This window comes from Providencia sp. PROV205 (assembly GCF_028479505.1).
In the GTDB taxonomy this organism is placed as follows: domain Bacteria; phylum Pseudomonadota; class Gammaproteobacteria; order Enterobacterales; family Enterobacteriaceae; genus Providencia; species Providencia huaxiensis.
This window is the reverse complement of sequence record NZ_JAMPNU010000018.1, coordinates 40371-61604: the sequence shown is the minus strand read 5'-3', so window position 1 is coordinate 61604 and position 21234 is coordinate 40371. Positions and strand designations below refer to the sequence as shown.

Below are 21234 nucleotides of genomic sequence, written 5' to 3'. Positions count from 1 at the left end.
AGTATTAATCAATTAAGATAGATTAATTAGATTTTGCCGACTAAGTCCAAAGATGGAGACAGCGTTGCATCACCTTCTTTCCATTTAGCTGGGCAAACTTCACCTGGGTGGCTAGCAACATATTGTGCTGCTTTAACTTTACGTAACAGGTCAGCTGCATCACGACCAATACCTTCAGCAGTAATTTCGATTGCCTGAATAATACCTTGTGGGTCAACAACGAAAGTACCGCGGTCTGCTAAGCCTTCGTTTTCACGCATGTTTTCAAAGTTACGTGTTAATGCGCCAGTTGGGTCACCGATCATGGCATATTTGATTTTACTGATAGTTTCTGAGCTTGCATGCCATGCTTTATGGGTGAAATGTGTGTCAGTAGAAACAGAGAAAATTTCAACACCTAATTTTTGGAATTCTTCATAATGGTCAGCAATGTCACCCAGTTCAGTTGGGCAAACAAAGGTAAAGTCAGCTGGATAGAAGAAGAAAACGCTCCATTTACCTGCAACATCTTTTTCAGAAACTTCGATGAATTGGCCATCTTTAAATGCTTGGTTAGTAAATGGTTTGATTTGAGTATTAATTAATGACATATGATGTTCTCCTGTTTGGTTGCCTATTAAGTTACTGTTTTACAGCAGCTTAATCCAATCATTACCTACTATCGATTTGATAGGCACAACCTAATCATGTTCATATAATTAATAGGCAAAGCATTAGAACGCTTACTGAACAATTCAGCAAGCGTTTTATTTTTAATGGATGTTTCATGTACAGTAGGTTATGCCATGGTGGCAATCGTTTTACGAAAACGAATGAGTGCGAGAGAAAAGAACACAGCACCAATCACAACAAGAACTGCAAATTGAGGCCAAACAATTTGGAAGCCAGCACCGCGATATAAAATCGCTTGAGCAAGGCTAACAAAGTGTGTTGTCGGCATGGTTAACATAATATCTTGAACAAGCTGAGGCATACTTTCTCGCGCAGTCATCCCGCCAGAAAGCATATTTAATGGCAATAGCACTAAGATCATCAACAAACCAAACTGGGGCATGGAGCGTGCAATCGTCCCCATAAAAATACCAATCGACGTTGTCGCAAATAAACTCAAGGCCACCCCACACATAAACAATAAGATAGACCCTTCGATTGGTACTTGTAGCAATGTTTTTACGACCAAAATTAAGGAAACACCGGATGCTATCAGTACCACCAGCCCCATTGACCATATTTTCGACATCATAATTTCAAATGGTGTTAAAGGCATAACCATCAAATGCTCGACTGTACCGTGTTCCCGCTCGCGGATCAGCGCCGCCCCCGTTAAAACAATCGATAACATCGTAATATTATTAATGATTGCCATGACAGAACCGAACCATGACTGTGTCAAATTGGGGTTAAAGCGCATACGTACTTCCAAGTCGACAGGCAAACTCGCATTACTACGGTATTTTGCTAAAAATTCATTCACTTCCCCTAAGGTAATATTTTGAATATAACTATTTCCTAAGAAGGCTTGGCTCATCCTTGTTGCATCAATATTGACTTGAATTTCTGGGTGCCGCCCTGCAAGCACATCACGTTGAAAATTAGGTGGAATATCTAATGCAAACGTATATGAACCACGGTTTAACAAACCATCAATTTGGTCTGGCGTAATATCTACAGGAGATAAGAAATAAGGTGCATAAAAACTATTGATTATTCGGTTTGATAACTGTGATTTATCTTGGTCAGCAATCGCAATAGGCGCATTATGTAAAGATCCAGGCGTCACGGTTGCTGACGAATAAATCGACACGGTAAAAGCAAAAACAATCAAAGCTAACATCGCTTTATCGCGGCCTAAACTGCGTAATTCTTTGACTCCTAGGTTAAAAATATTCTGAATTTTACGGATCATCGCTATGCCTCCTGCTTTTTCAGGAATAGAACACTTAGCCCAATAACCAAAGGTATGGTGATCAGTAATGGGATAAATGATGACTGTAAATCGAATAAATTTAATCCCTTAGAGAAAGTTCCTCGTGTGATAGTCAAAAAATGTGATGTTGGATAGACCATCCCAACCCAGCGGCCAATACCTTCCAATGATGAGACAGGGTCAATCATTCCTGAAAATTGAGTTGCGGGTATCAACGTAATGATAGAAGTACCAAAAATTGCCGCAATTTGGCTTTTCATAAAGCATGAAATCAATAACCCCATGCCTGTTGCAATACTGATATACAAAAATGCAGCCAACGTTAACGTCAGAAAACTGCCTTTAAATTCAACACCAAATATATATACCGATAATATACAAAGTAGCACAAAGTTAAACATACCCAATAGAATATAAGGGAGCTGTTTTCCAAGCAAAAACTCTAATTTGGTGATCGGAGTAACATAAAGATTGATAATCGAACCGAGCTCTTTTTCCCGAACAACACTCAACGCGCTCAGCATGGCTGGGATCATCATTAATAATAATGGAATAACCGCGGGAACAATTGCCGGTAAGCTACGAACATCTGGGTTATAACGATATCGAGTCTCAATGTCGATAGCCGGTATCCCTGCAACGCCAGCCGGTTGGCGCGCAGCCATCGTGCTCAGCCATGCTAAATGCATCGCTTGTACATAACCACGCACAGTTTCAGCGCGGTTTGGCATCGCACCATCAATCCACACACCAATTTTAACGTTACTCCCTCGAGCAACATCTCTTGCAAAGTTAGGTGGGATCTCAATCGCAACGGTAATATTTCCGCTACGCATACCAGCCTCTAAATCATCATAATCTTTGATTGGAGGTTGTTCGATAAAGTAACGTGAACCAGCTAAGTTCAGTGTATATCCTTGACTTAGCCCTGTTTGGTCGCGATCTAGCACTGAAAAACGTAAATTTTCCACATCCATGCTAATGCCGTAACCCATGATAAACATAAGAATTACCGTTCCTAATAATGCCAGTGTTGAACGTACAGGGTCACGACGTAACTCCATGCCTTCCCGTATGGAATAGCTAAATAGCCGACGCAAACTAAAACGTTTTTTCAATGCTTCAGTCGCTTGTTCTTTTAGTTCAGGGTCAACGTGGAACTCTGGCGCGGTCTCTTGTCCTTGTCCTGCATCCCCCACGGCATCCTGTAAATAGGCGATAAAGGTTTCTTCAAGCGTGCCAAGCCCTCTTTTCTTGGTCAAGTTAACAGGGGTATCACAATCTAAGACTTTACCTGCATGCATGAGTGAAATGCGGTCACAGCGCTCTGCTTCATTCATAAAGTGGGTAGAAATAAAAATAGTGACACCGTCACGTCTTGATAAGTCGACCATTAAATTCCAAAACATATCTCTGGCAACGGGGTCTACACCTGAAGTGGGTTCATCAAGGATTAACATTTCAGGTTCATGAATAACCGCGACAGCTAAAGATAGCCTTTGACGGATCCCCAAAGGCAAGTCGTCTGGCATAACGTCTCGCACATCATCAAGTTCAAAACGCTGGCACATTTCGTCAACTCGCTGAGGGATTTTATCCTCAGATATATGAAAAAGCTTGGCATGAAGCACAAGGTTCTGCTCAACACTCAATTCACTATATAATGAGAATGCTTGTGACATATAACCGACACGCTTGCGTGTTTCAATATCCTTCGGGTCTATTTCTTGGCCAAATAGCCATGCCTGCCCTTCACTGGCTTGTAACAAACCCGTCAACATTTTCATCGTGGTTGACTTGCCACAACCATTGGAGCCTAAGAAACCAAAAATCTCCCCTTTTGGGATCTTAAAATTCACATGGTCAACTGCTACAAAGTTACCGAAACGCATGGTGAGGTCTTGGGCTTCAATGGCAATAATATTGTCTTTCGAGGTATCACGCGGAGGGATCACGACTTTTTTGTGCCCACTGCGTTTTTCTTCAGGTAGTAATTCAATAAATGCAGCTTCAAGGTCATCACATTGCGTTTGGGCTTTTAATTCAGATGCATGGCCTGTAGCGAGCACCTTGCCATCATCCATTGCCACTAGCCAATCAAAGCGCTCCGCCTCTTCCATATACGCGGTTGCGACCAAAACACTCATATTGGTTTGTCGCAAACGAATGCGATCAATCAAATCCCAAAACTGTGCGCGAGATAACGGGTCAACCCCAGTGGTAGGTTCATCTAAAATCAATAAGTCAGGGTCATGAATTAGCGCACAACATAACCCAAGTTTTTGTTTCATACCGCCTGATAATTTGCCAGCCGGACGGTCTTTAAATGGCGCAAGCCCGGTACTTTCAAGCAAATCTTGAATGCGATATTCACGCTCAGCTTTTGATTGGCCAAATAACCGACCAAAAAAATCAACGTTTTCATAAACAGATAACGTATGGTAGAGGTTCTTTCCTAACCCTTGAGGCATGTAAGCGATGCGAGGACAAACTGCTCTACGGTGTTCAATGTCATTCATGTCACCATCAAGTACCGTTATTTGGCCTTGTTGAATCACTCTTGCTCCTGCAATCAGGGAGATCAGGCTTGATTTCCCTACGCCATCGGGGCCAATCAACCCAACCATTTTTCTCGCTGGGATGGAAAGCACAATGTCATCCAACGCACAATTATCACCATAATGCTGGCTGACATGCTGTATATCAATAATCACATCATCCATCAGTTTATTGGTCATTGTGGTAATCTCACCTCAAGTTCAGCAGGCCAAGATCCGTTAGGGTCTAAACGCACATATGCTTTTCCAGGTAGCCCTGTTTTCACATATTCAAGGTGTTGCTCTAATAATTCTGGAGAAATACGCGCACGTACTCTGAACATTAATTTTAAGCGTTCATTTTGTGTTTCTACGGTTTTCGGTGTGAATTGTGCGACACTTGCTACAAAAGTGGCTTTCGCTGGGATCACGATGTTTGGTGCAGCATCGAGTATAATGTGAACATCACTACCTAAGGCAACTTTACCTGCGTCTTCAGTTGGTAAGAAAAAGGTCATATATACATCACTTAAATCGACCATATTCAAAACCCGTCCACCTGCCCCAAGTACCTCACCGGGCTCAGCTACACGATATTGAATACGCCCATTTCTTGGCGCTTTTAAAATACTGTCATCTAAGTCCGCTATAATACGACGTTCCGTTGCTGTCGCTGCGTCAACACGGTTTTTAGCTTGAACAATACCAGCGCTGGCAGAATCAATCGCTGATGTCGCTGCAGCCACTTGGGCTTTTGACGCTTCCAGTGCTGCGCGAGAACCTTGCATCTGGGCGGTATCGTCATCCACTTGTTGTTGAGAAACGGCGTTTGTTCTTACCAAAGCTCTAGAGCGATTTAGTCGTTTTTGTGCAGCATCTAACTCAGCTTCACGTTGACGAACAACCGCTTGAGCTGCAACTTTTTCGCTTTTACGCTGTGCTAAAGCTGATTCGGCCGTCGTCACTGCACTGATGGCTTGACGTAATTGAGCTTGTACTTCATGTAGCTGCTCTTGGAGTGCTCGCGTATCCATACGAGCAAGTTCTTGCCCTTCTTTAACAAAATCTCCTTCTTTTACATTAATTGTTTCAATACGCCCTGCCGTCTTAGTGGCAATATCAATTTCTGTTGCTTCTATACGACCATTACTTTGCGCGAACCCAGCAGGTAGCCCACCTGAATTAACATTCCAGTAATAAAGACCACCCGCAACAATAATTAATATTAAAATGATGTAAAAAGATATTTTTTGCTTATTTATTTTCATACCATCCCTTTCCATTAAATGAGAAAACAAGGAACAACAATTATTTTGATTATTAACCTGGTGATTATTAATAAAATGACATAACTGTCTCTATACGAAATAAATACCATTAAAACTAAAAATAATATTATTTATTATAAACTCGGCCAAGTAAGTGTTACCACTATCATTAAATTGGCTATCTATTTAATTTAATGATAGTTTATCAACGTTTGGCTTAAGTTTAGTTGCCTTATGTCACAAAAAAACAGAATAAACTTACAAAAATCAGGATAAGGCATCATTTGTATATATTTAATTCAAAAAATAAAGCCAGCAAATTAACTTACTGGCTTTATTCAGCAATATTTGAACAGTGACTAAATATTAACTTGCGAATTCGGCAATTATTTTTTCATCCATTCGATAGCGAACCCATTCATCCTGAGGCTCTGCACCAATACTTTTATAAAAATCAATTGCAGGCTGATTCCAATCTAAAACGCTCCATTCCAACCGTTGGCATTTTCGTTCTACGGCTAACACGGCAATATGCTTTAATAATTTTTTTCCTGCTCCCGCGCCACGAAAATCAGGGGAAACATATAAATCTTCTAAATAAATACCATTGTTGCCTAACCATGTTGAATAGCTAGTAAAGAATACGGCATATCCTGCTGGCTTCCCATCCACATAACAGATTAAAGCTTCTGTGCTTGAGTTCGCTCCAAATAGGGAATTTTCTATATCAGCCACCGAGGCTTTAACTTCGTGACGTGCTTTTTCATAATCTGCTAATTCAATGATCATATCTAATATCAAAGCAGCGTCATCACGGGTTGCGGGTTTTATTTCTACATTCATTTGGGGCTCTCTTGTTATTTGAATCATGATTTTAAACGTTACATAACAAGAACCCAATTCACAGCAATATTATTCATCTCTTTGCGCGTGATATAAGTATTATTGATACCTATATATGCTTTTTCCCATAATAATCGGAGAGCGCATTTTCGGACCTTGTCGGTTAAATAACATATTAGCTATAATTGTCTCATCGATTAACTAGATGAATATTAAGGAGGCTAATTTATGTTGTTGTGTGATCTTATTGAATATTCACACTTCTTTGGTAATCGCCAGAGCTCAGGCTTTCACAGTTTTATACTGCGATAACCCTGCCTGAGCGAAGCCACTAAAGAAAACCTTCCCTCAGCTTACTGGGTTGTCGTTACGGCTATCCCTGGTATTTTTATGCCTAAAATTTGAGTAAGCTATGAGCACTTTATTAACTGTAAAATCATTAAATTACGATACTTCAACCTCTACCTTATTGAATGACATCTCTTTTACTGTTCAACAAGGTGACCGTATTGGTTTAATTGGCCATAACGGAAGTGGCAAAAGTACATTGTTGAAGCTAATAACCCAACAACTCTCCCCCAATAGTGGCAGTATCACTTATTCGAATCATTGTGTAACTGCTTATATTGAACAACACTTATCCGATGATGTTGCCAGTTTGACACTGCTTGATGCACTTGTTCAAAAATTACCTGAACAAGATAAAGTCACTGAACGTTGGCGAGCTGAGGTTATATTATCAGAATTAGGTTTTACACCTGAACAATGGGAACAAAAAGCGAATGCAATCAGTGGCGGACAACATACACGTTTGCTTCTGGGCCGTGCTTTAATTGAACAACCCGATTTACTGTTACTCGATGAACCTAGTAATCATTTAGATTTACCCACACTTATTTGGTTAGGTAACTTCTTACAATCATGGAAAGGCAGTTTTGTGCTAGTTTCTCATGACCAATCGTTATTAGATAAAGTCAGTAACTGCACTTGGATCTTACGAGATAAATCACTGCATTTTTATCGGTTACCTTGCAGTGCAGCACGACAAGCATTGAGTGAAAAAGACGTCACCGACGCACGCCGTAACCAAGCAGAGCAAAAAGAAATTGACCGTATTGCATCAAGTGCCAAACGCTTAGCCATTTGGGGGCATGTGTATGACAATGAAGCCTTATCACGCAAAGCTAAGCAAATGGAAAAACAGATTGACCGCCTTAAAGATGCCCAAACAGAGTTAACTGAAGGCTATCAATGGCGGCTTGCCTTAAATGGTAAAGCCATTCCTGCAGATAGAGTTTTGGAATTGGAAGGCGCCGTTGTCTCAACACCGAATGGAAATTCGTTATTTAAAACGGCATTTCATCAAGTCAAAAGTGGTGAGCATATCGCTATCATGGGGGCCAATGGCTGTGGTAAATCAACACTTCTGCGCCTACTTTGGCAACATTATCAGCAAGACTTACGCTATAGCGCACAGTTGAAGTTTCATCCTGCAATTAGTGTTGGATATTATGACCAACAATTAGAGCAGCTAAATGATAATGATAGTCTATTGGATGCACTACGTCATTTTGCACCTTTAACCGATGAACAACGAAAAATGGCATTGATTGGTGCGGGTTTTACCTACACTCGTCATCAACAAAAAGTCGCTACGCTGAGCGGTGGCGAACGCGCTAGATTATTGTTTATTGGTTTAAGTTTGGCCCAGTACGAGTTGATTTTGTTGGATGAACCAACCAATCACCTTGATCTAGAAGGTAAGGAAGCACTTTGCGAGCAAATTAGCTTATTTTCTGGAGCATTGTTGGTCGTCAGCCATGATAGGTGGCTCATTGAAAATAGTTGCCAACGATTCTGGTTTATCGATGATAATCGGTTAGAGGAATACCTTAATCTTGATGATATCTATCATAAAATTGAACAGCAAACACAACCATTATTAGCGTCTACAATTGGGGGAAATGCCCCTGTTAAATCGATGGTTAAAATTCCCAGTAAGGAAACTACTCATGAAGATGAGTTGTTAGAAACATTGCTTATATTGGAGCAAAAATTACTTGCGGACCAAAAACGCAAACTAAGCCACCAAAAACCACAGTTACAACAACAGTGGAGCAACGAAATAGCCCAAATACACGCTAAATTGGGCTTGTAACCGATACCCCTGGTAACGTTAGTGATCAGGGGATTTTCTTAAGAAGCTGTATATTAATATAGGATGATAGTTACAGTTTACAAAATAATTATATGCACCCTAAAATTTACCTTATTGACGACATAATAGAAATAAGTACCGTTGTTCACCAATAATGAAAATAAATAAAGTTTATTCTTTATGCATTTTATGTGAATAAAGATTTTGTAAACTATCCAAATTGTTATTTTATTTTCTGTTTCTTAGCCCGCTTAAAATATGAAGTTGGGACACTTGGGCATACAACTTCTTTAAACTTAACCTCTTTATTCGTATTTATAGGCGGTTCATTTTCAGATGAAACCGGGGCGTCGGTTTGTGGTATTTTGCTTGTTTCTTTCATATATAAACGCTCTTTTGCTTGTATAATATCATTCGTTTTAGCCATTTTATTTTTCCTCTGCCACTAACACGGCATTGACTTGCTCAATTCGTTCTACTGCTCGGTTAATGATCTCAACGACTCTTGTTGTCTCTTCTTTCGTCAACTGTTGTATCACTATTTGGTGTCTCAACAATGACTTAAATTTGTCTACAGCACATTCAATTTCATTAGCAAATTGATTACCTGCTTTTAATTCCTGTGCATATTTTAATTTTAGTTGAACTTCTGCCAATATTTCAGCTTTTAGTAATAAAAAACAGCGACCTTCGGGGGTAATGACATAACACTTTCGCCCTTTTCCATTATCTTTGCCCGCTGAAATAAACCCTAGCTCCTCTAACAACGTTAGAGTCGGATATATCACCCCAGGGCTCGGGCAATAAAAACCCGCTGTCTCTTCTGCAATTTTTTTTATTAGCTCATAACCGTAATTAATTCCCCCTGTCAGTAAATGCAGGATATAAATCCTTAACTGTTTAGGGTTAAACATACGGCTAACACTTTTACCGTTACACAAACACGGGTCTAGTTGTTGTTCACTTGCCATTAAAATTCTCAGTGGTTATTCGTACTAAAACCGATATATCTAATATAATAGTTACTTTTACAGAAAATGCTAGCTTTAGATATATCTGTTTTTGTGCATAACGTGCTAATGATAATCATTCTTATATGGATTATACCGACTAACTGTCGATACAACAGTAAAAATGTGCGGTGAATTGTCTAGCTGAGTAAATTATGCAGTAAATTTAGGAAAGGCTTTTAGGAATTGAGCAAGCCAGCCATCAAGATACGGCTGGCTTGTATACACGTATTTTATTAACCAATATTAGGTAATATATTGAAGACAATCCCTAACTGAACACCAATAACAATAATTCCACAAATAAATACCAATGATAGGCCTAACCCACCACCTAGGACTTGATATTTCCGTTGATTCAATGTTCTTGATTTGAATGCCATTGCGCTAGGTAATAATAAGGCGAGTATTGAAAGTGCAATCGCAGCATACCCTAACGCCATTACAAACCCTTTAGGATAAAATAAAGCAAAAACTAGTGGTGGTCCAAAGGTAAGTAAACCCGTTTGTATGCGCCCTGAAGCATTATCTTGGCGTTTAAATAAATCGGCTAAAAAATCAAATAACCCCAAAGCGACCCCAAGGAAAGAGGTTGCTAAAGCCAAACTCATGAACATCTGTGCTATTAACTCTGTTTTTCCTGATTGAGCTACATCCTTAATTGCATCGAGCAACCCGTTAAGCCCTGCGTTTTCAGCCAGAATACCAACAAATGTTGTTGTGCCAATACTCCCTAATGTTGCAATTTGCCATAAAATATAAGCAACTAACGGGATAGCACTACCGATGATAAAGATAACACGAAGTTTTTTGACATCTCCCCCCATGTATTTGACGATACTAGGGACGCTGCCATGAAAACCAAAGGAGGTAAAAAATACGGGAATAGCCGATAAAATGAGGACTTTTTCAGTTGGTGCTGCTAATAAATTCTGTTGCTCAACATGAGGTATCATTAACGCCAATATAATGACTAAGAAAACAATTTTTGCAGCAAATAAAATACGGTTGATAAAATCTACTGATGAAGTCCCAAAACATACAACTCCCCCACCAATGATGGTAAATACAACAATTCCCATCCAATCAGCCATATCAATGGCAAAACTACTTTTTAAATTTGAAGTAATAATTTCCCCTGCGCCACTCACATAAGCCGCTGTCAATGCATACATAAGGAACATCATGCTAAAGCCTGTAATAAATTTACCGCTAGGCCCTAAATACCGTTGAGCAACACTACCGATCCCAGTTTCGTGAGATTCATGTTGATAAACTTCAACCAAAAGCAATGCTGTGTAACACATCAATGCCCACAATACTAATAACATAGCCAAACTAACTAAAAAACCATTACCAGCGGCAGCGATAGGCATAGCTAACATACCTGCGCCAATCGTAGTACCTGCAACAATAAATACACTACCAAGTGTGCGATTTTTCATATTGAGATCCTAACAAGTAATTAAATTTTAATTTTATAATTGGAATGATTTAACTTATTTTCTTCATTAATGAGATGTTGCAGTTTGTCTTCAAAGATATTTTTTAATTCCATCCAATAGGTTTCAAAATGAGCCCTATCACGCAAGCAATGCGTCATTATCGCTGCCCGTAGCACATAAATTGACCGTACTTTATGCCATTCATTATCAGAAAATTGTGCATCTCGACATAAGCTCAATGGGTTATCGCCATACTCTTCATGTGTTAGTGAGGTTGATGAGGTGAGAAAATCATTAGAATAACTTCGCCCTGCGGCATAAGAACATAATTCATATAACCGTTTATTTAATTGATTTTGTTTTTCTAAAGATGTGTTACCGATTTCACGAAACATAAAATTAATCATGTGAAAGTCCGGTGTGGGCATCGCAATAATTGAAAACTGGCGATCTTCAATAATAAAGGGCTCACATTGATTTATCTTGTCGATCATCCAATTCGCTGTGGTGACCCCTGCCGCAATCACTTTTCCATACCCTAAAATATTTAACGGGACTAAACGATGTGCAGCCCATACCGCTGCTGCAGTTGCCCCTGCTTTTGATCCTTCCATAATAGAAGAGCCAAGTAACACATTCTGCGCTTTTTCTGTTGTACGCTGTTTTTCTTGTACTTCTTCAAATACATATGCGGCATGATAAGAAACTAAATCCACAATCCGCTTATCCTTCATACAGATTGCACCTGCGGCATACGGAATAAACCCCACTTTATGAGGATCAACAGTAATAGAGTCAGCTTGGCTTAATGCTTTAAAGCTTTCATAAACATCGCGTTTTGGCCACACCATGTTTTCAGGAAAAATGCCTTCACTATGATAACGTTGGATTACGTTCTCATACTCCATAAATTGATTTTCTTCATCACGAAACATCGCGCAAGCGTATCCCGCATAAGCGGCATCAATATGCACATAGAAGGAAACCCCAAAACGCTGCTCACATTCACGTCGTAGCTCAATGACTTCTTTTACATTGTCTATCGCGCCAGTTTCTGTAGTTCCAACAACAGCAACTACGGCTAAAATTGGCTCCCCTTGCTCAATCAATGCAAATACAGTTTCCCGCATTTTATGCACATCCGTTCGATAACTTGCATCAACGGGGAGTTGCACAATATTCTGTTGGCCTAAACCAAGAATATCCATCGCTTTCATCCATGAATAGTGTTTAGACTGCGGTACCAATAACTTACCGAGTTTTCCTTGCTTTATTCCAACACCACGGCAGGTCAAATCACGAATTTCTTCGAAAATATGCATTTTCTTTAATTCATCAATTAAATCTAACACCTTAGAAACAGAGAGATTGAGTAACTCTTTTTCGGTTTTGCCCTGCAGTAGATATTTGGATTGTGGATGCTGCATAATCGCCAACGGTAGTGTTTTAATATTTCTAGCTACCCATAATCCTTCGTAGTTAGCTACTGTTCCACCAGATGTAATATGCCCCCATGCATGTTGTACGTCATAACCAAACATAGCACATAAATCTAACCCAGCCTCTATTTCTAAAACGGTTGTCGTTGGTGAAGATTCTTGTGCACAATTATTGGGGTTGTACATCATTGCCATGACATAAGCCAAATTAGAAATCATCAGTGTATCTGCATTCATATGCCCCATATAACGGGGAGAGAACCAGGGGACCGACGTTGTTTTTAATTTTGAAGAGAGTTGATTAAGAATGCCTTCAGTACGATAAAGCGTATCTCGGTACTCGGGAGCATAACGGTCAACAGTAGAGATAAGATCAGGATCTTCAGGATGGTAGCTAGAGCGCCAATGCATATGTTCACTAACTGAATACTCCATCATTTCTTTGAAAAAGACAGCATTTTCAGATTTAGGGCCTAAAAATAATGCATCAACATTTATTTTTGAATTTTTAAAATTATTTATCATTACTACACCTTCAAACTACAATTAACGCGTGCTAATTGCACTTAAGTCACTTAACTTAATATCATTGGAAAGTGCATAACGGGCTATGTTTATATAAGAGACATCAATATATTAATGATATGCATTTAAAAATATCATTTAAACATTATTTATTGATAAACAAACCGTTAATGGCCAACTTATTCATAGGTATAATCGATCTCTATTAAATTATTAACAAACTCCGTCTAATTTCGTTCTGATTTGTGGACAAACACAAAAAATCAAAATTTAGTCAACTGTAAAGAGATTTTTACGCTAAAAAAGCTTGAATATGTGAAAAAATTGTTATATTGAATGCGATTTTTACTATTCAAAAATAACTAAAGCAGAATAGTAAAAACCACAGAAATAACAGCTAATCAATTGTTTAACAAAACAATTTTGCCGATAAGATCTCCAGATTCCATATGCTCATGAGCTTCTTTTACCTGTGATAAACGATACACTTTGTTAATAATAGGTTTCATTTTACCGTTTAGTAACAAATCCCAAACTTGTTCTTTCAGTTCTTGAGCGATCAATGCTTTTTCTTCAATAGTACGAGAGCGCATGGTTGAGCCTGTATGAGTCAATCTCTTTACCATTAAAGGCATCATATTTAACTCTTTAGGGTTACCTTTCATCATCCCAATTTGGATGATCCGCCCAAATTTAGCGGCAACTTGATAATTTTTCGCGACATAATCTCCACCAATAATATCGACAACCATATCAACACCTAGTGAAGAGGTGTAGTTGAGCGTCGCCTCAACAAAATCATCTTTTTTATAGTTAATAATACAATCCGCACCGAGTCGTTTTGCTGCATCCACTTTTTCTTCAGAACCAACGGTTGTTAATACTTTTGCACCAAAGGCTTTCGCTAACATAATCGCCACACTGCCAATACCCGATGTCCCACCATGAATAAGTACCGTTTCATCTTTCTTAAGCTTACCTATTTGAAAAACATTTGCCCAAACAGTAAAAAGGTTTTCAGGTATAGCAGCCCCTTCGATAAAAGAAAGGCCCCCTAATGGTAATGCGATATTTTTATGTACTAAACAATATTCTGCATAACCTCCCCCAGCCACCAGCCCACAAATTTTGTCGCCTATCTGCCATTCATCTACATCATCCGCTTTGGCAACAATCGTTCCTGCGATTTCAAGTCCCATAATCGGTGATGCATCTGCCGGTGGAGGGTAAGACCCCTTACGTTGAAAAATATCAGGACGATTAACTCCAGCGGCTTCCACTTTAACAAGCAAATATCCTGCAGAAACTCTAGGTAGCGGTTTATCAATTAATCGCAGTTTTTCTGGTCCACCAGGTTCTATAATGTCAACAACCGTCATCGAAGTGGGTAAAGACTGTTGAGTAAGTGTCATTATATTCTCCTTTTTGAGGTTAATTTGAAAAATTGATATTCATAAATTTATTTTCGTGTTAAATTAATGCTAATTAGTTTAATGTTTCGTGCTTAATTAGCATAATTTTAAGTATTAATTACAATGGGTCGTACATATCGCTTTTTATCGTTTAAAGACCAAAATTTAACCTATATCAAATTTTATATTTAGTAATGTTCTTTAAATTAGCATGAACATCTAAATTCACTAATCTCTTGCAGTTTCTCTGATTGGCTTTTTTGTTTATTAAGTCGATTCTGTCATACTTTACTACTTACCAGTTGCATTATCTTATGTTAAAATTGACTCATATCAATAATTTTAACTTGATTGAGCCTTAAATATGATCCCAGAAAAAAGAGTTGTTCGTCGCATCCAGTCTGGTGGTTGTGCTATTCATTGCCAGGACTGCAGTATTAGCCAACTTTGCATTCCTTTTACGCTGAATGAACATGAACTGGATCAACTTGATAATATCATCGAGCGCAAAAAACCCATTCAAAAAGGCCAAGCTTTATTTAAAGCTGGTGATGAATTGCGTTCATTGTATGCCATCCGCTCAGGTACAATAAAAAGCTATACAATAACCGAAGAAGGCGATGAGCAAATTACCGGTTTTCACTTAGCCGGAGACCTTGTTGGTTTTGACGCTATCATTCATACACAGCACCCGAGTTTTGCACAAGCCCTTGAAACATCAATGGTTTGTGAAATACCATTTGAGACCTTAGATGATTTGTCAGGCAAAATGCCTAATTTACGTCAGCAAATTATGCGTTTAATGAGCGGTGAAATTAAAGGCGATCAAGAAATGATCCTTTTATTATCCAAGAAAAACGCTGAAGAACGTTTAGCTGCATTTATTCTTAACCTATCTCATCGCTTTGCAGAGCGTGGTTTTTCACCAAGAGAATTTAGATTAACAATGACGCGTGGAGATATCGGTAACTATCTTGGATTAACCGTTGAAACCATTAGCCGCCTTTTAGGCCGTTTCCAGAAAAGTGGCATGCTGAGTGTTAAAGGTAAGTATATCACTATCGAAGATATGACAAAACTGACTGATATTGCAGGTAAAGTTTCAGCTATTACATGTTAATATCCCTAAACGGATCACGTTATCGGTGATCCGTTTTCATTTTTTTTCCCCAGATTTCTTGCCTATTTAATCCCAATATCATAGTTTATCTATATGGAAACATCCGTGTATCAAGAGGATTTCAATATGGCAAACTATAAAAACCTGCTAGTTGCAATTGACCCAAATCAGGATGATCAACCTGCATTAAGACGTGCTGTCTACATCGTGCAGCGTAATGGTGGACGGATAAAAGCGTTTTTACCTATTTACGACCTTTCCTATGACATGACAACATTACTTTCGCCTGAAGAACGTAATGCCATGCGCAAAGGTGTAATAAGCCAAAAAGCGGCTTGGATCAAACAACAAGCTCATTTCTATCTTGAAGCGGGCATTGATATTGAAATTAAAGTTATTTGGCATAACAAGCCATATGAAGCCATTATTCAAGAAGTGATAAGTGGTGAACATGACTTATTACTCAAAATGGCACATCAAACAGATAATTTTGAATCTATTATTTTTACCCCACTTGACTGGCACTTACTCCGAAAATGCCCCGCTCCCGTTTGGATGGTAAAAGATAAAGTATGGCCTGACCATGGTTCAGTTGTTGTTGCTGTTAACCTATCGAATGAGGAATCTTATCATGATGACCTCAATATCAAATTGGTTGAAAAAACAAAAGACTTAGCAACACGTATTATTAAAGAGCAGGAAATCCATTTAGTAAGTGCGTATCCTGTTGCTCCTATGAATATTGCCATAGAGTTACCTGATTTCGACCCGAGCCTATATAACAACGCACTACGCGGCCAACATTTAATTGCCATGAAAGAGTTACGGCAAAAGTTTAGTATTGATGAAAAGTACACCCATGTCCGAGAGGGCCTACCTGAGAAAATTATTCCTGATATGTGTGAAGAGTTACATGCGGGGGTTGTCGTACTCGGTATTTTAGGCCGTACAGGCATTTCAGCCGCCTTTTTAGGGAATACTGCGGAACATGTCATCGATAAACTAAAATGTGATTTATTAGCAATTAAACCTGACGGTTTTGTCTGCCCTATCACTCCTGCTGATGATGATTAACTAGTGACTTAAAAATCAAGAATGGGTTACTGATATTAACCAGTAACCCATTCTTATTTATATCATTTTGACATGAATTAGTGATTCATTAAATTACAATGCACGTAAGATCGCATCAACGCTATCTTTCGCATCACCAAACAACATCTGTGTATTCTCTTTGAAGAATAACGGGTTTTGCACCCCTGCATAGCCTGTATTCATTGAACGTTTAAATACAATGACATTGCTTGCTTTCCAAACTTCAAGAACTGGCATCCCCGCTATTGGGCTGTTTGGATCTTCTTGAGCTGCTGGGTTAACCGTATCGTTAGCACCAATGACAAGAACGGTATCGGTATCAGAGAAATCATCGTTAATTTCATCCATTTCCAATACGACATCGTAAGGCACTTTAGCTTCTGCGAGTAATACGTTCATATGCCCTGGCAAACGCCCAGCGACAGGGTGAATACCAAAACGCACTTTGACGCCACGTTCACGTAATTTAGTCGTGATATCTGCAACAGGGTATTGTGCTTGTGCCACTGCCATACCATAGCCTGGAGTGATAATCACTGATGTTGAATTTCTCAACATTTCAGCGACTTCTTCTGCAGTGCTTTCACGGTATTCGCCCATTTCTTCTTCTGTGCCTGTTGAAGAGCCATCTGTACCGAAGCCTCCTGCAATAACACTGATGAATGAACGGTTCATCGCCTTACACATAATATAAGACAGAATCGCACCTGAAGAACCGACCAATGCCCCTGTAACGATCAGCAAGTCATTACTTAACATGAAACCTGCCGCTGCAGCAGCCCAACCTGAATATGAGTTCAGCATTGAAACAACCACTGGCATGTCCGCTCCACCAATTGATGCCACTAAATGCCAGCCAAAAGCTAAAGCTATCGCGGTCATGACTAGCATCAAGAAGACTTGTAAGCCGACACTTTCTGTTTTAACGAAAATGACTAACAGAATAAATGAAACAACTAACGCTGCTAAATTCAGTTTATGGCGATTAGGTAACATCATCGGTTTTGATGACATTTTCCCTGATAATTTACCATAAGCGACTACTGAACCGGTGAAGGTCACTGCACCAATGAAGATCCCTAAGAAAACTTCAGTTAAGTGAATGTTTTCCATCACAACATCAGCATGCCCTTCACTAGCGATAAAGCTGTTAAAACCAACCAGCACTGCAGCTAAACCGACGAAACTATGTAAAATAGCCACCAGCTCAGGCATTTCTGTCATTTCAACTTTTTTCGCTAAGCGAATACCGATAACCGCACCAATAACCATCGCAACGATCATCCAGCCCACATTTGCACTGTGAGGACCTAAAATGGTGGCTATCAATGCAATAGCCATCCCGATGATGCCGTAAGTATTCCCTCGTTGAGAGCTTTCATGACGTGATAGCCCCGCAAGGCTGAAAATAAACAGGATAGCAGCAACTATGTAAGCTGCTGTCACAATTCCACTCGACAACATAAGTTACCCCTTATCCTTTACGAAACATTTTTAACATGCGTTGAGTTACAGTAAACCCACCGAAAATATTGATACTCGCGATCAATATGGCGATAAAGGATAAGAAGCTTACCCAGCCACCGCTTCCAATCTGAAGCAAGGCGCCCACGACGATGATCCCTGAAATAGCATTAGTGACTGACATTAGCGGTGTATGCAATGCATGAGTCACATTCCACACCACGTAATAACCAACCACACAAGCTAATGCAAATACAGTAAAGTGCGATAAAAACTCTTTTGGCGCTGAATTAGCGAACCAACCAAACAAGATGATAGCTAATGCCATCAAGCCATATTTTACCGTCGGTGACATCTTTTTCTCAGGTGCTTTAACTTTTTCCACCGCTTGCGGTTTCGCCTGCGGCTGAGCAGATACCTGAATTGGGGGCGCTGGCCACGTGATTTCACCTTGTTTAATCACCGTTACACCGCGAATAACCAAATCGTCGAAATCAATATTAATTTCGCCATCTTTTTCTTTACACAGTAATTTCATCAAGTTAACAAGGTTGGTGCCGTATAACTGGGATGATTGTGTTGGCAAACGGCTTGGCAAATCTGTGTAACCAATAATTTTCACACCATTGTCGGTCACGACTAATTTGTCAGCTTGGGTTAATTCGCAGTTACCACCCGTTTGAGCCGCTAAGTCGACAACCACACTTCCCGGCTTCATTGATTCAACCATTTCCTTGGTAATCAATTTAGGCGCTGGTTTGCCTGGAATAAGTGCCGTGGTCACTATAATGTCGACTTCTTTCGCCTGTGCAGCGAACAGTTCCATCTCCGCTTTTATAAATGCTTCTGACATCACTTTGGCGTAACCATCGCCACTGCCAGCCTCTTCTTTGAAATTTAGCTCAAGGAATTCAGCACCCATACTCTGAACTTGCTCTTTTACCTCAGGGCGAGTGTCAAAGGCACGTACAATGGCACCCAAGCTACCCGCAGCACCAATTGCAGCAAGGCCAGCAACCCCAGCACCAATGATCATGACTTTCGCTGGTGGCACCTTACCTGCCGCGGTGATTTGCCCCGTAAAGAAACGGCCAAATTCATGAGCAGCTTCAACAATTGCACGGTAACCTGCAATATTTGCCATTGAGCTAAGCGCATCAAGTGACTGAGCACGTGAAATACGTGGTACTGCATCCATCGCCATCACGTTAATATTTCTAGCCTTTAAAGCTTCCATTAGCTCAGCATTCTGTGCTGGCCAAATGAAACTCACCAATGTTGCTCCTTCTTTTAACAAAGGAATTTCATCATCCAGAGGTGCGTTGACTTTAAAAACAATATCCGCAGCAAATGCAGTATCACGATCAACGATTTCGGCACCCACTTGCTCATATGCTACATCATCAAAACTAGCTAAATGACCCGCATTTTGCTCTACACACACAGAAAAACCCAATTTAAGTAGTTGAGTCACTGTTGATGGCGTAGCTGCAACACGCGCTTCATTGGCAAGTCGTTCTCTTGGTATACCAATACGCATAATGTTCCCTTTTTAATGCCTGAAGTAATGTTGTTAATAGGGTGTTTGCTAAAATAATGACCATCATCACAGAGAAAAGTCTTATTTTGTGCATAAACAGATTTTTAATGTTCTAATAACCTACTGAAAATAAGCGTCTTGATCCATAATTGATCTCGATTCTTAGACAGTAAATGGAATTCGCAGTGAAAATCTTAGTTTTAGGTCAATAAAATACTGGATACTTTAAAAAATCTGGTAAATTTAACTAGTCAATAATTATTTATTTCTCATAAAAATAAAATCATGAGACAACAGGTTCTGTTACGTGTAATAATCACGTACATGTGATACAACTAAGATTCAGCATGTTTATAATAAATTGCGCAAGGCGGAAGGATTTTGTATGAAGCTGAAAACTACGGTCATCGCAGCCGCGGTGCTGTCATTAACTAGTATAACTGCTACTCAGGCGGCTGTTGAATTGACGCCAAAACAGGCTACTGAATTAAAACCTTATGAGCGTATAACAGTTACCGGGCGCTTTAATGCTATTTATGAAGCATCTGATGCAGTTTCCCGTAGGGCTGATAAAATGGGGGCGTATGCCTTTTACATTCAAAGCCTTGATGATGTAGGTGATAGTGGCAACATGCGTGTTGTTGCAGACGTCTACGCAAAAGATGCACCAGAAGTTGATTCACCGAAGCGTCGTGTATTCGGTAGTGTTGAGGAAATGTCAAAAGCGGATGCAACCGAATATGAACCTTTTGATACTGTTACGGTAAGTGGTTTTTACCCTTCTCAACCAGACCTGTATGAGGCTATTGCAAAAAAAGCCCTTGAGAAAAATGCAGCTTCGTTCTATGTGGTTCGTAATATCGCAATGAATGATGGTGGAAACACATTAGCGACAGCTTATATCTATAAGAAAGATGCGCCGAAGCGACAAGTACTGAATGAAGACGCAGTGGTTCCTGCTGATTCAGACGCTGGCCGTGCTCTATTAGCTGAAGGTGGTGAAGCTGCTAAAAAAGTTCGCATTCCTGGTGTTGCATCTTCTGAAGAACCAACAACCGCAGTCGGACGCTTCTTTGAAACCTCTAGCAGTCAACCGGGTCGTACTAGTGTGACCCTGCCAAGTGGTTATGTTATCGAAGAAGTCAACAAAACAGCCGCGGCTCAAATGGTTCCATTTGACTCTATAACATTCTCTGGATATTACACCAATACGCCTGAAGTACGTTACCAAATAGCAAAACGTGCGGAAGCAAAAGGGGCTAAATATTTCCATATTACAAGAGAATGGCAATCTAATGGTGGAAGTGTCACCATCAGTGCTGACTTGTTTAAATAGTTCAATTTTCTGTGATACTAAAACCAGCCTTCTCGGCTGGTTTTTTTGTTTTTATTCACTTCGTTTCCGTTAAATCACATCTCACACACTATCCACCTTCATTCTTTTAAGAAAG

The 21234-nt window shown here is 39.7% G+C and carries 16 protein-coding genes; 4 read left to right on the top strand and 12 right to left on the bottom strand.

From position 1 onward, the window contains the following. Positions 1-26: 26 nt before the first annotated feature. The 5 genes from ahpC to PR800_RS11105 all read right to left on the bottom strand — a co-directional run bounded on the left by ahpC (position 27) and on the right by PR800_RS11105 (position 6575). Complete coding sequence (gene ahpC, locus PR800_RS11125; protein ID WP_272530817.1) at positions 27-590, bottom strand: alkyl hydroperoxide reductase subunit C; 564 nt, start codon at positions 588-590, stop codon at positions 27-29. Positions 591-778: 188 nt separating this feature from the next. Further along, the gene (locus PR800_RS11120; RefSeq protein WP_168222884.1) at positions 779-1903 is read right to left on the bottom strand and encodes an ABC transporter permease; all 1125 of its coding nucleotides are present in this window, start codon (positions 1901-1903) and stop codon (positions 779-781) included. Positions 1904-1908: 5 nt separating this feature from the next. Continuing rightward, complete coding sequence (rbbA, locus tag PR800_RS11115; protein ID WP_102140386.1) at positions 1909-4665, bottom strand: ribosome-associated ATPase/putative transporter RbbA; 2757 nt, start codon at positions 4663-4665, stop codon at positions 1909-1911. Further along, on the bottom strand, positions 4662-5732 hold the full coding sequence (locus PR800_RS11110) for an HlyD family secretion protein (RefSeq protein WP_166267483.1): 1071 nt from the start codon (positions 5730-5732) through the stop codon (positions 4662-4664). Before PR800_RS11110 ends, rbbA begins: the two co-directional genes overlap by 4 nt. A 366-nt stretch (positions 5733-6098) precedes the next feature. Continuing rightward, positions 6099-6575 (bottom strand): GNAT family N-acetyltransferase, encoded by a 477-nt coding sequence (locus PR800_RS11105; protein ID WP_102140384.1) that lies wholly within the window; start codon positions 6573-6575, stop codon positions 6099-6101. A 412-nt stretch (positions 6576-6987) separates the two neighbouring features. On the opposite strand from PR800_RS11105, the gene PR800_RS11100 reads away from it, so the two are divergent. Beyond that, the gene (locus PR800_RS11100; RefSeq protein WP_272530816.1) at positions 6988-8733 is read left to right on the top strand and encodes an ABC-F family ATP-binding cassette domain-containing protein; all 1746 of its coding nucleotides are present in this window, start codon (positions 6988-6990) and stop codon (positions 8731-8733) included. Between the two features lie 223 nt (positions 8734-8956). On the opposite strand, the gene PR800_RS11095 is transcribed toward PR800_RS11100, so the two are convergent. The 5 genes from PR800_RS11095 to PR800_RS11075 all read right to left on the bottom strand — a co-directional run bounded on the left by PR800_RS11095 (position 8957) and on the right by PR800_RS11075 (position 14564). After that, positions 8957-9160 (bottom strand): DEAD/DEAH box helicase, encoded by a 204-nt coding sequence (locus PR800_RS11095; RefSeq protein WP_102140382.1) that lies wholly within the window; start codon positions 9158-9160, stop codon positions 8957-8959. 1 nt (position 9161) lies between these two features. Next, positions 9162-9704 carry a PadR family transcriptional regulator gene (locus tag PR800_RS11090; RefSeq protein WP_125894386.1) on the bottom strand — a complete coding sequence of 181 codons (543 nt, stop codon included), beginning with the start codon at positions 9702-9704 and terminating at the stop codon, positions 9162-9164. 275 nt (positions 9705-9979) lie between these two features. After that, positions 9980-11188 carry a tyrosine transporter TyrP gene (tyrP, locus tag PR800_RS11085; protein ID WP_102140380.1) on the bottom strand — a complete coding sequence of 403 codons (1209 nt, stop codon included), beginning with the start codon at positions 11186-11188 and terminating at the stop codon, positions 9980-9982. Positions 11189-11208: 20 nt separating this feature from the next. Then, positions 11209-13149, bottom strand: coding sequence for a pyridoxal phosphate-dependent decarboxylase family protein (locus tag PR800_RS11080; RefSeq protein WP_231068933.1), 1941 nt, complete (start codon positions 13147-13149; stop codon positions 11209-11211). Between the two features lie 404 nt (positions 13150-13553). Next, entirely contained in the window at positions 13554-14564 is a 1011-nt protein-coding gene (locus PR800_RS11075) for an NAD(P)H-quinone oxidoreductase (protein ID WP_272530815.1), read from the bottom strand. Positions 14565-14928: 364 nt separating this feature from the next. Here PR800_RS11075 and PR800_RS11070 point away from each other — a divergent pair, with 364 nt between their 5' ends. Both PR800_RS11070 and uspE read left to right on the top strand, forming a co-directional pair. Then, positions 14929-15684, top strand: a complete 756-nt coding sequence (locus PR800_RS11070; RefSeq protein ID WP_068443675.1) for an FNR family transcription factor — start codon at positions 14929-14931, stop codon at positions 15682-15684. A 126-nt stretch (positions 15685-15810) separates the two neighbouring features. Then, positions 15811-16758 (top strand): universal stress protein UspE, encoded by a 948-nt coding sequence (gene uspE, locus PR800_RS11065; RefSeq protein ID WP_102140378.1) that lies wholly within the window; start codon positions 15811-15813, stop codon positions 16756-16758. Between the two features lie 93 nt (positions 16759-16851). On the opposite strand, the gene pntB is transcribed toward uspE, so the two are convergent. Further along, complete coding sequence (pntB, locus tag PR800_RS11060; RefSeq protein ID WP_102140391.1) at positions 16852-18240, bottom strand: Re/Si-specific NAD(P)(+) transhydrogenase subunit beta; 1389 nt, start codon at positions 18238-18240, stop codon at positions 16852-16854. A 13-nt stretch (positions 18241-18253) separates the two neighbouring features. Beyond that, positions 18254-19783, bottom strand: coding sequence for a Re/Si-specific NAD(P)(+) transhydrogenase subunit alpha (gene pntA / locus PR800_RS11055; protein WP_272530813.1), 1530 nt, complete (start codon positions 19781-19783; stop codon positions 18254-18256). A gap of 385 nt (positions 19784-20168) precedes the next feature. Between pntA and ydgH the strand changes: the two genes are divergently transcribed. After that, complete coding sequence (ydgH, locus tag PR800_RS11050) at positions 20169-21119, top strand: DUF1471 family protein YdgH (RefSeq protein ID WP_272530811.1); 951 nt, start codon at positions 20169-20171, stop codon at positions 21117-21119. Positions 21120-21234 lie beyond the last annotated feature (115 nt).